This window comes from Streptomyces sp. NRRL WC-3605, assembly GCF_001509795.1.
GTDB lineage: Bacteria > Actinomycetota > Actinomycetes > Streptomycetales > Streptomycetaceae > Streptomyces > Streptomyces viridochromogenes.
In genome coordinates this window covers 341,925-354,873 of record NZ_LLZN01000091.1, presented here as the reverse complement: position 1 = coordinate 354,873, position 12,949 = coordinate 341,925, and the positions used below count along the sequence as shown (strand labels likewise).

Here is a 12,949-nt window from a genome sequence, read left to right as displayed (position 1 = left end):
AAGACGGACTATTTGGGTAGGTTCCGGACATGATCAAGGCCGGAACCTCCCTGGTGGCAGCGGACACGCCCGCTCCCGCCGCACCCCTCCCCCGGCGCCGTGGCATCGAACTGTCCCTCATCGTCGTGGCCGTCCTGCTCAGCGTGTACGGGTACTGCGCCGTCGGTCTCGCCCGGCAGGGCACCGTCCCGCCCGGCGCCGCGGGCTACGGCGCCGGGCTGGGCGTGCTGGCACTGGTCGCGCATCTGGCCGTACGCCTGCGCGCCCCGTCGGCGGACCCCCTGCTGCTGCCGATCGGCGTCCTGCTCAACGGGCTCGGCCTGGTGCTGATCTACCGGCTCGACCTGGAGACGCCGGGTGACCGGGCGGCGCCGACCCAGCTCGTGTGGTCCACGCTGGGGGTGGCCCTGTTCATCGTGGTCGTCCTGCTGCTGCGCGACCACCGGGTGCTCCAGCGGTACGCGTATGTCTGTGTCGTCGCCGCGCTCGCCCTGCTGACCCTGCCGATCCTCTTCCCCTCGGTGAACGGCGCCCGCATCTGGATCCGGATCGCGGGATTCTCGATCCAGCCCGGCGAGTTCGCGAAGGTGCTGCTCGCGGTGTTCTTCGCCGCGTACCTGGCCGCCAACCGCAGCGCGCTGGCCTACACGGGCCGGCGGGTCCTCGGGGTGGAGCGGCTCCAGCTGCCCACCGGGCGGGTCCTCGGCCCCATCGTCGCGATCTGGCTCATCAGCGTGGGCGTGCTCGTCCTCGAACGGGACCTGGGCACCTCGCTGTTGTTCTTCGGCCTGTTCGTGGTGCTGCTGTACGTCGCCACCGGGCGCACCGGCTGGATCGCGGTCGGCCTGCTGCTCGCGGCGGTCGGCGCTGTCGCCGTGGGCATGCTGGAGCCGCATGTGCACGGCCGGGTCGAGGACTGGCGGCATCCGTTCGCCTCCATCGAGGCGGGTGAGGGGCCCAACCAGCTCTCCCAGTCGCTGTTCGCCTTCGCGGCGGGGGGCACGTTCGGCACCGGGCTCGGCCTCGGCCACTCGATCCTGATCGGCTTCGCGGCCAAGTCGGACTTCATCCTGGCCACCGCCGGGGAGGAGCTGGGCCTGGCCGGACTGTCCGCGGTCTTCCTGCTGTACGGCCTGCTCGTGGAGCGCGGCTACCGGACGGGCCTCGCGCTGCGCGACCCGTTCGGGCGGCTGCTCGCGGTGGGGCTCGCCTCCATCGTGGCGCTCCAGGTGTTCGTGATCGCGGGCGGGGTGACCGGGCTGATCCCGCTGACCGGCATGGCGATGCCGTTCCTGGCGCAGGGCGGCTCGTCGGTGGTCACCAACTGGGCGATCGTGGCGCTGCTGATCCGGCTGAGCGACCGCGCGCGCAGCCGCCTGGGCGTGCCCCGCGGCGAGGAGAGCGCGGCGCCGGAGGCGGGGCGGCACGAGCCGGCGGGGGCCGTCCGATGACCCGGCACATCCGGCACGCCGCCTTCTTCTGCGCGCTGCTGCTGGCCGCGCTGCTGGTCAACGCCGCCCGGGTGCAGGTCGTCGAGGCCCCGGCGTACGGCGACAACATCGCCAACCGGCGCACCACCATCGCCCGGTACGGGCAGCCGCGCGGGGACATCCTGGTCGACGGCACCCCGGTCACCGGCTCGAAGGACACCAGCGAGCACCTGCGCTACGAGCGGACGTACGCGAACGGCCCGATGTACGCCCCGGTGACCGGCTACGCCTCGCAGGTGTACGGCACGACGCTGCTGGAGCACACCGAGGACGGCGTCCTGGCGGGCACCGACCCGCTGCTGTCGCCGTTCCCCCTGTGGGGGGCCGCCACGCGGAGCCGGTACCCGGGCGGGGACGTGGTCACCACGCTGCGGCGGGCCGCGCAGGAGGCCGCGTACGAGGGGCTGGCGGGCCGCAAGGGGGCGGTCGCGGCGATCGAGCCGTCGACGGGGCGCGTCCTCGCCCTGGTGTCCGCGCCCTCCTACGATCCCTCGGTCCTGTCGGGGAACGGCTCGGCGGTGGCCCGGTCCTGGTCGACGCTGAACCGCGACCCGGACAAGCCGATGCTGAACCGGGCGGTGCGCAAGACGTATCCGCCGGGGTCGACCTTCAAGGTGGTGACGGCGGCCGCCGCGCTGGACGCGGGGGTGGTCGAGGACCTGGACGTCCGGACCCGCACCCCCGACCCGTACACGCTGCCGGGCACCAGAACGAAGCTGACGAACGCCTCCGACGGCTGCAAGGACGTTCCGCTGCGCAAGGCGTTCGAGTGGTCCTGCAACACGGTGTTCGCGAAGCTCGGCGTCGAGGTGGGGGTGAAACGGATGGCGGCGACGGCCGGCGCGTTCGGGTTCAACGACCCCGATCTGAAGATCCCCTACTCGGTCGCGCGGTCCACGTTCGACACCCGGGTGGACCGGGCGCAGCTCGCGCTGTCGTCGATCGGGCAGTACAACACGCGGGCCACGCCGTTGCAGATGGCGATGGTGGCGGCGGCCGTGGCGAACGGGGGGCAGGTGCGCTCGCCGTATCTGGTGGAGCGCACGGTGCGGGCGGGCGGGGGCACGGTGGCGGCGGCCGGGTCCCGGCCGATGCGGCAGGCGATGCGGCCCTCGACGGCCGCCCAGCTGCGGGACCTGATGGTGGACGTGGTGCGGGAGGGCACCGGCACCAACGCCTGGATCCCGGGCGCGACGGTCGGCGGCAAGACCGGCACCGCGCAGCACGGCCTGGGCAACTCCGGGACGCCGTACGCCTGGTTCGTCTCCTGGGCGCAGGGCGACCACGACGTGGAGCCGAAGGTCGCGGTCGCCGTGGTGGTGGAGGACGCGGACGCGGACCGGGGCGAGATCAGCGGCGGCGGGGACGCGGCGCCGATCGCGCGGGCGGTGATGGAGGCCGTGCTGAAGTCGTCGCCGGAGCAACGGCGTTGAGGCGCGCGGCTCAGTCGGAGCCCGCGCGCACCGCGTCGGTCACCTCGGCGACCCGCTCGCGCTCCTCGCGCGCGAACCGTTCGGCGTCCAGCCGCTCCGCGATCTCCTCGTCCTGGGACATGAGCAGGTCCAGATTCTGGTCGCCCATCTCCAGCACGCCCATGTCGACGTAGGCCTGCTGGAGCCGTTTGCCCCACAGGCCGATGTCCTTGACGCAGGGCACGATGCGGGAGAACAGCAGCCTGCGGAAGAGCTGGAGGAACTCGGAGCGCTCGCTGAGCTCCTCCGCCTCGGCCTTCGGGATGCCGAAGTTCTCCAGGACCTCCACGCCCCGCAGCCGGTCCCGCATGAGGTGGCAGCCCTCGATGACGAACTCCTCGCGTTCGCGCAGTTCGGCGTCGGTGAGCTGCTTGTAGTAGTCGCGCAGGGCCATCCGCCCGAAGGCCACGTGCCGGGCCTCGTCCTGCATGACGTAGGCGAGGATCTGCCGGGGCAGCGGTTTGGTGGTGGTGTCGCGGATCATGCCGAACGCGGCCAGCGCCAGCCCCTCGATCAGCACCTGCATGCCGAGGTAGGGCATGTCCCAGCGGCTGTCGCGCAGGGTGTCGCCGAGCAGGGACTGGAGGTTGTCGTTGATCGGGTAGACCATCCCGACCTTCTCGTGGAGGAAACGGCCGTAGATCTCGGCGTGCCGGGCCTCGTCCATGGTCTGGGTCGCCGAGTAGAACTTGGCGTCCATGTCGGGCACCGACTCCACGATCCGCGCGGCGCAGATCATCGCGCCCTGCTCGCCGTGCAGGAACTGGCTGAACTGCCAGGACGCGTAGTGCCGGCGCAGGTCGCCCTTCTCCCGGTCGTTCATCCGGTCCCAGTGGGGCGTGCCGTACAGGGCCATCGCGTCCTCGGGGGTGCCGAGCGGGTCGTAGGGGTCGACCTCCAGGTCCCAGTCGATCCTGCGCTGCCCGTCCCACTGTTTGTCCTTGCCCTTCTGGTAGAGGGCGAGGAGCCGCTCGCGGCCGTCGTCGTACTCCCAGTTGAAGCGGGCCGCGCCGGTCGCCGGTACCTGCCAGAGGGGGTCACCCGGATCGTCGGCGTACACGTCGTATGTCGGCATACGGCGCAGGCTCCTACGTGTTGGACGCGGGGTCAACAAGTGCGGCACAGGGGATTGACGGGCTTGCTGACAGGCAGTCTCATAAGACCCGTACGATGTGACCACCGGTAACGAGGTGAGGGACCGATGACTGCCCTGACGGAAGCCGAGGCGCTGGACGGCCTGCGCGACGCGCTCGGCCTGCTCAAGGACCGCGAACAGGTGGCCGAACGCCTCCTCGCCTCTTCCGCGAAGCACTCCTTCGACCCCGACGAGGAACTGGACTGGGACGCGCCCTTCGAGGAGGGCAAATGGTTCTGGCCCCCGGAGCTCGTCTCGCTCTACGACACTCCGATGTGGAAGCGGATGAGCGAGGAGCAGTGCATCGCGCTCTCCCAGCACGAGGCCGCCGCGCTCGCCTCCCTCGGCATCTGGTTCGAGATCATTCTCATGCAGCTGCTGGTCCGGCACATCTACGACAAGTCCGCGACGAGCGCCCACGTCCGGTACGCGCTCACCGAGATCGAGGACGAGTGCCGGCACTCCAAGATGTTCGCCCGCCTGATCTCCCACGGCGGCACGCCCTGGTACCCCGTCAGCCGCGTCCACCAGAACCTGGGCCGGCTGTTCAAGACGATCTCCACCACCCCGGGCTCCTTCACGGCCACCCTGCTCGGCGAGGAGATCCTCGACTGGATGCAGCGCCTGACCTTCCCGGACGAGCGCGTCCAGACCCTCATCCGCGGTGTCACCCGCATCCACGTGGTCGAGGAGGCCCGCCATGTGCGGTACGCCCGTGAGGAGCTGCGCCGGCAGATGATGACGGCGCCGAGGTGGTCGCAGGAGTTCACCCGGGTCACCTCGGGCGAGTTCGCCCGCGTCTTCTCGGTCGCTTTCGTCAACCCGGACGTCTACACCAACGTCGGCCTCGACAAGCGGGAGGCCATGGCCCAGGTCAAGGCCAGCGGTCACCGCCGCGAGGTCATGCAGACCGGGGCCAAGCGGCTGACGGACTTCCTGGACGACATCGGCGTCCTGCGCGGAGTGGGCCGCCGCCTGTGGAAGTCGTCGGGCATGCTGGCGTAGCCGCCGCGTGCCCGGAGCCGGTCCCACCCCGGCGGTTAGGCTTCCTTCCATGCCAGCCGCTCCCGCCTACCGCCGCCTGAGCGTCGAGGAGCGCCGTACCCAGCTCCTCGACGCCGCCCTCGGACTGTTCGCGCACCGGGCCCCCGAGGAGGTCTCCCTCGACGACGTGGCGGAGGCGGCGGGGGTGTCCCGGCCCCTGGTGTACCGGTACTTCCCGGGCGGCAAGCAGCAGCTGTACGAGGCGGCGCTGCGCTCCGCCGCCGAGGAACTGCGGACCTGCTTCGACGAGCCCCGCGAGGGCCGCCTGGTCCCCCGGCTCGCCCGCGCGCTCGACCGCTACCTCGCCTTCGTCGACCAGCACGACACCGGCTTCAGCGCCCTGCTCCAGGGCGGCAGCGTCGTCGAGACGTCCCGGACGACGGCCATCGTCGACGGGGTGCGCCGCGCCGCCGCCGAGCACATCCTGCGGCACCTGGAGGTCGGCGACCCGGGGCTGCGGCTGCGCATGACGGTCCGCATGTGGATCACGGCCGTGGAGGCGGCCTCCCTCATCTGGCTCGACGAGGGCAAGCGGCCGCCCGTGGAGGAACTGCGCGACTGGCTGGTGGACCAGTTCGTCGCCGTGCTGTCGGTGACCGCCGCCCGGGACCCGCAGACCGCCGCGCTGGCCGAGCGCCTCCTGGCGGATGGCTGACACTGGTCCCGTGAAGAGCGAAGACACCCCGTTCGAGGGCGGCCCGATGGACGGCCGCGTGCTGCCGGTGCTGCTGGGCATCACCGGCCACCCGCCGAAGACGTACCGCATCCCCGTCCCCGGCCCGGACGGCGGGCCGCCCACGGTCCTCGTCTACCGCCGCGTCCCGCGCGGGCAGGCCGCCCGGCCGGGCCTGTCCCGGCGCTGGAAGTACGCCTACGACCCCGAGGGCGACCAGGGGCGCCGGCTGAACTGGCCGTGGTCGCGTCCCGGCGACACGCCGCGCGGCAAGCCGGACGACCCGCACGGGTGACCGGCCTACGCCGAACCGCGCACGTCCGGCGCGCGGCCCCGGTGCGTCCGCCCGATGCTCTCGGTGCGAGCAGAGATCCTGTCCGCACCGGAGGTGATGACATGTCGGGAAGGCCGCTGCGGCTGGCGTGCACCGCTACCGTGCTGTCCGCCGCGCTCCTCGTGCCCGTGTCCGCCACGGCGGCCCCCGAGCCCCCCGAGCGCACCACGGTCGCGCTTCTGACGGACCTTCAGCGGCTGTACCGGGAGGCGGAGCGGGCGACCGAGACGTACAACACCACCGAGGAGAAGCTGGACGGGCAGCGCGCCGAGGTGGCCCGCCTGGACAAGGCGCTCGCGTCCGCGCGGCTGCGCCTGCACGACAGCCGGGGCGCGGCGGGCCGCCTGGCCCGCCAGCAGTACCAGAACACCACGGCGATCTCCCCGTACGTCCGGCTGCTGCTGGCCCGCGACCCGCAGCACGCCCTGGACCAGGGCCATGTCATCGGCCTGCTGGCCCGCGAGCGCGCCGAGACCGTCGGCCGGCTGACCGGCACGGAACGGGCGGCAGACCGGCTGGCCCGCGCCGCCCGCGCCGCCCTCGACAAGCAACTCGCGCTCGCCGAACGGCAGAAGAAGGACCGCGACACGGTACGGAAGCGGCTGCGGAAGGTGGAGGAACTCCTCGCCTCCCTCACCGCCGAGCAGCTCGCCGCGCTGGCCGAGCTGGAGGAGAAGGGCGTCACGAAGGCGCAGAAGGACCTGCTGGCGTCGGGCGCCCTCGCGGAGGACGACGCCAAGCCGTCCGCCCCGGCCCGGCGGGCGATCCGCTTCGCCGAACGCCAGCTCGGCAAGCCGTACCGGTGGGGCGCCGAGGGCCCGAAGTCGTACGACTGCTCCGGGCTGACCCAGCGGGCCTGGGGGCACGCCGGCACCCGCATCCCCCGCACCAGCCAGGAGCAGTGGGCGCGGCTCGAACGCGTCCCGCTGATCGAGCTGCGCCCCGGCGACCTGGTGATCTACTTCCCGGACGCGACGCACGTGGCCCTGTACATCGGCAAGGGCAAGGTGATCCAGGCCCCGCGCCCCGGCGAGAAGATCACGATCTCCCCGATCGCCTCCAACCCGGTCCTGGGCGCGGTACGCCCGGCGGTCAGGAAGGCGTGACGGACGCCAGGTACGCCTCGGTCTTCTCCGGCTCGTAGAAGAAGTTCTCGAAGTCGGCCGGGTTGTCGAAGCCGTTGGCGAAGCGGTCGGCGGCCGGCTGGAGCCGGCCCGCCGCGCCGATGAGGTCGAGGATGTGCTCCGGCGGCGGGGCCAGCATGGCGTTCGTCCACTTGGTGACGTGCTGGGCGGTGGCCCAGTAGCGGTCGAACGTGGCCCGCATCCAGGTCTCGTCGAACTCCTTGTCGCCGTGCTCCAGGATCGACGCGAGGTAGGCGGCCGCGCACTTGGAGGCGGAGTTGGAGCCCTGCCCGGTGATGGGGTCGTTGGCCACGACGACGTCCGCGACGCCGAGGACCAGGCCGCCGCCGGGGAGCCGGCCGACGGGGTTGCGGACCGTGGGGGCGTACCGTCCGCTCAGCGTGCCGCCGGCGTCCGTCAGCTCCACCTTGGTGGCGCGGGCGTACTCCCACGGCACGTACCGCTCCATGAGTTCCAGGGTCAGGGAGAGGTGCTCGGACGGGTCCTTCACGCCGGCGAAGACGTCGAGCGGGCCGCCGGGTATGCCCTCCCAGAACAGGATGTCCGCGCGCCCGGACGTCGTCAGGGTCGGCATGACGAACAGCTCGCCGACGCCGGGGACGAGGTTGCAGCGGACGGCCTCGGTGCCGGGGTGCTCGGGGCGCGGGCCCATGCCGTGCACGTAGGCGACCGCGAGGGCGCGCTGGGGCTCGCTGTACGGGGAGCGCTCGGCGTCCCTGCCGAACATCTGGACGAGCTCGCCCTTGCCCGCGGAGACGAGCACGAGGTCGTACGTGCGGGAGAAGTAGTCCAGGTCGCCGACGGCCGCGCCGTGGATGACGAGCTGGCCGCCGCGCTGGGCGAAGGTCTCCATCCAGCCGGCCATCTTCACCCGCTGGTCGACGGACTGCGCGAACCCGTCGAGCCGGCCCAGCCAGTCGATCGCGCGGGCCGCCGGGCCTTCGGCCCAGGAGCCGGGGGCGGCGACCGAGACGCCGAGTCCTTCGATCTTCGGGGCCTGGGACTCCCAGAAGTTCAGCTGGAGGTCGCGCTCGTGCTGGAGTGCGGTGTGGAACATGCACTGGGTCGACATGACCCGCCCGGAGCGGATCTCGTCCGCGGTCCGGTTGGACATCAGGGTGACCTCGTACCCGTGGGACTGGAGTCCGAGGGCGAGCTGGAGGCCGGACTGGCCGGCCCCGACGACGAGTATCTTCCGCATGCGGGTGAGGGCTCCTAACCGCGATTCACTCGGGGGTGACGTCGAGCGCGTGCCCCACCAGGGACAGCAGGGTCTCGATCACCGAGATCCGGCGCCGCGCGTCCATGATCATTACAGGTATGTGGGCGGGGATCGTCAACGCCTCGCGCACGTCCTCCGGTTCGAACCGCTCGCTGCCGTCGAAGTGGTTGACCGCGACGACGTACGGCAGGCCGCAGCTCTCGAAGTAGTCCAGCGCGGGGAAGCAGTCCTTCAGCCGCCGGGTGTCGGCCATGACGACCGCGCCGATCGCGCCGCGCACCAGGTCGTCCCACATGAACCAGAACCGCTGCTGGCCCGGTGTGCCGAACAGATACAGCACCAGGTCGTCGTCGAGCGTGATGCGCCCGAAGTCCATGGCCACGGTGGTGGTCGACTTGCCGGGCGTGGCGGTGAGGTCGTCGGTCTCCTCGCTCGCCTCGGTCATCAGCGCCTCGGTCTGCAGCGGCGTGATCTCGGAGACCGCGGTGACCAGCGTGGTCTTCCCGACGCCGAACCCGCCGGCCACGACTATCTTCGTGGCGATCGGGGCCCGGGTGCGGTCCGTCTGCCAGGACCTCAGGTCCTCGTCGGTGTCCTCAAAGACGACGGAGTCCACTCAGCACCCTTTCGAGCAGAGCCCGGTCCGGACGGCCGGTGCCATGACCGGTCCCGGTGCCGTACACACGGATCTTTCCCTGGTCCGCGAGGTCGCTGAGGAGCACGCGGACCACGCCGAGCGGCATCTTCAGCAGCGCGGCGATCTCGGCCACCGTACGCATCCGGCGGCACAGTTCGACGATGGCCCGCAGCTCCGGCATCACCTTCGTGCTGAGCGAGCCGTTGGTGAGCTCCTTGCGCTCCTCGGGGGCCTCCAGCGCGGCCACGAACGTCTCCACGAGGAGGACGTGACCGAAGCGGGTCCGCCCGCCGGTGAGCGAGTAGGGCCGCACGCGCGCCGGTTTTCGGTCACCGCCGCGCACGGGGAGCTGTGGCCGGTTCCTCGGGGCGTTGCTCATCGGGTGCTCCCTGCCGGCGCGGGCTCCAGCGACTTCCGCAGCTCGCTGCGGAGTTCGGGGGTGAGGACGTGGCCGGCCCGGCCGACGAAGAGCGCCATGTGGTACGCGACGACGCTCATGTCGCAGTCGGCGGAACCGTGCACGCCGAGCAGCGAGCCGTCGCTGATGGACATGACGAAGAGGCTGCCCTCGTCCATCGCGACCATGGTGTGCTTCACCCCGCCGAACTCCATGAGCCGGGCCGCGCCGATGGTGAGGCTGCCGATGCCGGAGACGACGGTGGCGAGGTCGGCCGAGGAGCCGCGCGGGCCGGAGCGCTGCCCGGACCTCGCCTCGCGGGCCTCGTCGTTGCGTGCCTGGTCCGAGGAGAGCAGGAGCAGGCCGTCGGAGGACACGACGGCGACCGACTGGATACCCGGCACCTCCTCGACCAGATTCGTCAACAACCAGTGCAGGTTGCGGGCTTCACTGCTCAGTCCGAAGGTACTGGGCGCGGTCAACTGCTTGCCTCCTCGACTGTGCCCCCCGTGGCTGCTTCGGATTCGGTGCGCGCCTCGGCGGGCGTGTCCGGTGCCTTGTTCTGTCCGGTGCGTTCGGCGATCTCCGCCTGGACCTCGCGGTAGCCGGCCTCGGCTCCCTTGCGGAAGCCGCCGAGCCGGCGGCGCAGGGCGTCGGCGTCGACCGTTCCGCCGCGCCGGGGCGGCGGGGCGGTCGGTGTGGTGATCCTGGGGGTGCGCTTGGGCAGGCCCTTGTCGGTGACGGGCTCCGCTTCCTCGTCGGCCTCGTCGGGCTCGTCGGCCTCGTCCGCCTCGTCCCGGGCGCGCTCGTGGGTGTCGGGGCCGATGGCGTACGGGTCGGGCCGCTCGGGCAGCGACTCCTCGGCCGGGGCGGCGGCCGGCTCCGGGATCAGCAGCTCCATCGTCGTCTCGGACGGCGACAGGTCGGCGGGGGCCTGCGGCTCGGCCGGTGTTTCGGGTTCAGTGGGCTCCGCGGGCTTCACGGCCCCGGCGCGCGTCGCGGGCTCGGTGTCCCCGGGCTCGGACGACGGCTCCGGTTCCGCCTCGTTCCGCTGTACGGCCTGCTCGGCCAGCTCCACCAGCGGGTCGGCGTTCTTCTGCCGGGCCGGCAGGTGGTTGGAGTTGGCCTCGGCGTCGGCGCCCGGCAGGGAGAAGGTGTGGCCGCCGGTGTGGCGCGGCGCGTCCGTGGGGACCGCGGCGGTGGGGGCGGCGGCCAGCAGTCCCGCGGGCAGGACCGCGACGGCCGCGACGCCGCCCTGCTTCTGCTCGCGCAGCTGGACGCGGACGCCGTGCCGGTGGGCGAGGCGGGCGACGACGTACAGGCCGAGGCCGAGGCCGTCCTCGCCCTCCTGGTCGTAGGTGGCCTCCGGGTCGAACTCGGCGAGGCGGGCGTTGAGCCGCGCCAGTCGGTCGCCGGCCATGCCGATGCCCTCGTCCTGCACGGAGAGCATGACCTCGCCGCTCTCCAGCAGCCAGCCGGAGACCTCGACGGGCAGGTCGGGCGGTGAGAACGAGGTGGCGTTCTCCATGAGTTCGGCGAGCAGGTGCGAGAGGTCGTCGGCGGCGAAGCCCGCCACGTGCGCGTGCGGTGGCAGGGCGGCGATACGGACCCGCTCGTACCGCTCGATCTCGCTGACGGCGGCGCGGACGACGTCCACCAGCGGCACCGGCCCGGCGTGCTGCTGGACGTGCTCGGTGCCGGCCAGCACGAGGAGGTTCTCGCTGTGCCGCCGCATGACGGTGGCGAAGTGGTCGAGCTTGAACAGGGTGGCGAGGCGCTCGGGGTCCTGCTCGCGCTCCTCCAGTCCCTCGATCACGCCGAGCTGGCGCTCCACCAGGCCGAGGGTGCGCAGGGCCAGGTTGACGAAGGTGCCGCCGATGCTGTCGCGCAGGCGCTCCAGCTGGGCGGTGGACTCGGCGAGTTCGCCGCGCAGCTCCTCGCGGGCGTCGGCCATCTTCTGGCGCTGCCCGACCAGGTGCTTGCGGTCGGACTCCAGGGTGGCGATGCGCTCGTGCAGCGCGGCGGCACGGGTGTGCAGCGCGTTGACGGAGTCGACGACCTGGGCGAACTCGTCCTTGCGGCCGGTGAACCGCACGGGTTCCTCGGCGGCCGGGTCGGCGGCGCCCGCGAGCCGGGCGGAGCCGAGCCGCAGCACGGCGAGGGGGCGGGTGAGGCTGCGGGCCATGCCCGTGGCGACGCCCACGGCGAGCAGCATCAGCGCGCCGAGGATCGCGATGTGGATCTCCAGCGCGGTGACGTCGTCGTCGCGCAGCTCCTCCAGGGCCTTGGTGCGCCGGTCGTAGAGCGCCGACTCGGCGCCGCGCATCGAGTCGACGCGGGCGGACAGGGCGGCCGAGGCCCGGCGGATGTCGGTGGCCAGGTCGCGGTCGGAGAGCGTGGGCTGGTCGGTGAGGGCGGCCAGGTACCGCTCGGCGGTGTCGACCTCGGGACCGGTGACGGTGGAGTCGTAGGAGGCGCGGGCGGCGGGGGCAGCGGTGTCGCGGAAGCCGGCGAGGGCCGCGTCGGAGCGCAGCCGCGCCTCCTGGGCCGCGGTGGTGAGCGCGTCGCGCTGCTTGGCGTCCGCGTCCGAGGTGGTCTTGCGGGTGGTGGCGGCACCGGTCAGCGGGTCGATCACGGTCTGGGTGGTGGTCGGCACGCTCAGCGCGGCGAGCAGCAGCCCGCGCGCGGCGGCCGCCTGCTGGACGGCGGTGTCCAGCTCGGCCAGCGCGTGGGCGCCGGTGCCGGCGCGCGACGGCATCTCCTCGGCCAGTTGCCCGGCGAGCCGGTGCAGCTCGGTGATGGCGCCCGTGTAGGCGGCGTGTGCCTCCAGGGCGCTGCTCTTGCCGGTGAGCGCGGAGCGGCGCAGGGCGGCGACGCCCTCGAGGTCGTCGCGCAGCTCGGCGGGGGTGTCGGTGTCGGCGCGCAGCTCCTCGACCTGCCGGTCGACGCGGGCGCTGCGCTGTTCGCTGGGCGCCTTGGACTTGGGGCGGCCCGCGGCGATGTAGGAGGTGACCTCGTCGCGCTCGTCGGCGAGGGAGTGCGCGAGGGTGAGCGCGTCCTGGGTCTGCTCGGCGAGCGTCACCGTGCTCTGTGTGTCGTGCAGTTGCCCGGAGGCGGCGACGACCGAGGGGACCCCGGCGCCCGCGATGGCGGCGGCCACGACGGCCACGGCGACGATCAGCCGGTTCCGTACGTGGGTCGGGCGCCCCTTGCCCGCCGGGGCGGGGGCGTCGGCGGTGCCGGGGATGGGCTGGTCGCCTCCCGCGGAGGCCGTCTGCTTGTCTGAGCGACGAGGCCGCGTCTTCTGCACCGGTGCTCGCATTCCTGACTCGTGGTACCCATGGGTCCGGATGACGTGCCGTCAACTGCCGTCGACCGTACGTACACCCCTCCCCCAAGC

12 protein-coding genes are annotated in these 12,949 nt (G+C 72.5%); 6 read left to right on the top strand and 6 right to left on the bottom strand.

Translation table 11 applies throughout. From position 1 onward, the window contains the following. Window positions 1-29 precede the first annotated feature (29 nt). Window positions 30-1,451 (top strand): FtsW/RodA/SpoVE family cell cycle protein, encoded by a 1,422-nt coding sequence (locus ADL34_RS30305; protein WP_062668257.1) that lies wholly within the window; start codon window positions 30-32, stop codon window positions 1,449-1,451. Then, window positions 1,448-2,923: a penicillin-binding transpeptidase domain-containing protein gene (locus ADL34_RS30300; protein WP_062668256.1), complete on the top strand. Its 1,476-nt coding sequence runs from the start codon at window positions 1,448-1,450 to the stop codon at window positions 2,921-2,923. The genes ADL34_RS30305 and ADL34_RS30300 overlap by 4 nt, the downstream gene beginning before the upstream one ends. Before the next feature lie 10 nt (window positions 2,924-2,933). On the opposite strand, the gene ADL34_RS30295 is transcribed toward ADL34_RS30300, so the two are convergent. Further along, the gene (locus ADL34_RS30295) at window positions 2,934-4,037 is read right to left on the bottom strand and encodes a ferritin-like domain-containing protein (RefSeq protein WP_062668255.1); all 1,104 of its coding nucleotides are present in this window, start codon (window positions 4,035-4,037) and stop codon (window positions 2,934-2,936) included. 126 nt (window positions 4,038-4,163) lie between these two features. On the opposite strand from ADL34_RS30295, the gene ADL34_RS30290 reads away from it, so the two are divergent. From ADL34_RS30290 to ADL34_RS30275, 4 genes are all read left to right on the top strand, one after another. Next, entirely contained in the window at window positions 4,164-5,102 is a 939-nt protein-coding gene (locus ADL34_RS30290) for an AurF N-oxygenase family protein (RefSeq protein WP_062668254.1), read from the top strand. Between the two features lie 49 nt (window positions 5,103-5,151). Continuing rightward, window positions 5,152-5,796 (top strand): TetR/AcrR family transcriptional regulator, encoded by a 645-nt coding sequence (locus tag ADL34_RS30285; protein ID WP_062668253.1) that lies wholly within the window; start codon window positions 5,152-5,154, stop codon window positions 5,794-5,796. A 10-nt stretch (window positions 5,797-5,806) separates the two neighbouring features. Further along, window positions 5,807-6,109, top strand: a complete 303-nt coding sequence (locus ADL34_RS30280; protein WP_062668252.1) for a hypothetical protein — start codon at window positions 5,807-5,809, stop codon at window positions 6,107-6,109. Between the two features lie 101 nt (window positions 6,110-6,210). Continuing rightward, window positions 6,211-7,254, top strand: a complete 1,044-nt coding sequence (locus ADL34_RS30275; RefSeq protein ID WP_062668251.1) for a C40 family peptidase — start codon at window positions 6,211-6,213, stop codon at window positions 7,252-7,254. Here ADL34_RS30275 and ADL34_RS30270 read toward each other — a convergent pair. The 5 genes from ADL34_RS30270 to ADL34_RS30250 are packed head-to-tail and all read right to left on the bottom strand — an operon-like array spanning window position 7,241 to window position 12,859. Beyond that, window positions 7,241-8,494 carry a styrene monooxygenase/indole monooxygenase family protein gene (locus ADL34_RS30270; protein WP_062668250.1) on the bottom strand — a complete coding sequence of 418 codons (1,254 nt, stop codon included), beginning with the start codon at window positions 8,492-8,494 and terminating at the stop codon, window positions 7,241-7,243. The two genes, ADL34_RS30275 and ADL34_RS30270, sit on opposite strands and share 14 nt — an antisense overlap. 25 nt (window positions 8,495-8,519) lie before the next feature. Beyond that, a complete protein-coding gene (locus ADL34_RS30265) occupies window positions 8,520-9,131 on the bottom strand; it encodes a GTP-binding protein (RefSeq protein WP_062668249.1) in 612 nt (203 codons plus the stop codon). Then, on the bottom strand, window positions 9,112-9,531 hold the full coding sequence (locus ADL34_RS30260; RefSeq protein ID WP_062668248.1) for a DUF742 domain-containing protein: 420 nt from the start codon (window positions 9,529-9,531) through the stop codon (window positions 9,112-9,114). The genes ADL34_RS30265 and ADL34_RS30260 overlap by 20 nt, the downstream gene beginning before the upstream one ends. Continuing rightward, a complete protein-coding gene (locus ADL34_RS30255; protein WP_062668247.1) occupies window positions 9,528-10,031 on the bottom strand; it encodes a roadblock/LC7 domain-containing protein in 504 nt (167 codons plus the stop codon). The genes ADL34_RS30260 and ADL34_RS30255 overlap by 4 nt, the downstream gene beginning before the upstream one ends. Continuing rightward, entirely contained in the window at window positions 10,028-12,859 is a 2,832-nt protein-coding gene (locus ADL34_RS30250) for a nitrate- and nitrite sensing domain-containing protein (protein WP_234375133.1), read from the bottom strand. The genes ADL34_RS30255 and ADL34_RS30250 overlap by 4 nt, the downstream gene beginning before the upstream one ends. Window positions 12,860-12,949: the final 90 nt, after the last annotated feature.

Coding starts and splice junctions, on each gene's coding strand:
- ADL34_RS30305 (WP_062668257.1), top strand. CDS start 30: ATGATCAAGGCCGGAACCTCCCTGGTGGCAGCGGACACGCCCGCTCCC.
- ADL34_RS30300 (WP_062668256.1), top strand. CDS start 1,448: ATGACCCGGCACATCCGGCACGCCGCCTTCTTCTGCGCGCTGCTGCTG.
- ADL34_RS30295 (WP_062668255.1), bottom strand. CDS start 4,037: ATGCCGACATACGACGTGTACGCCGACGATCCGGGTGACCCCCTCTGG.
- ADL34_RS30290 (WP_062668254.1), top strand. CDS start 4,164: ATGACTGCCCTGACGGAAGCCGAGGCGCTGGACGGCCTGCGCGACGCG.
- ADL34_RS30285 (WP_062668253.1), top strand. CDS start 5,152: ATGCCAGCCGCTCCCGCCTACCGCCGCCTGAGCGTCGAGGAGCGCCGT.
- ADL34_RS30275 (WP_062668251.1), top strand. CDS start 6,211: ATGTCGGGAAGGCCGCTGCGGCTGGCGTGCACCGCTACCGTGCTGTCC.
- ADL34_RS30270 (WP_062668250.1), bottom strand. CDS start 8,494: ATGCGGAAGATACTCGTCGTCGGGGCCGGCCAGTCCGGCCTCCAGCTC.
- ADL34_RS30260 (WP_062668248.1), bottom strand. CDS start 9,531: ATGAGCAACGCCCCGAGGAACCGGCCACAGCTCCCCGTGCGCGGCGGT.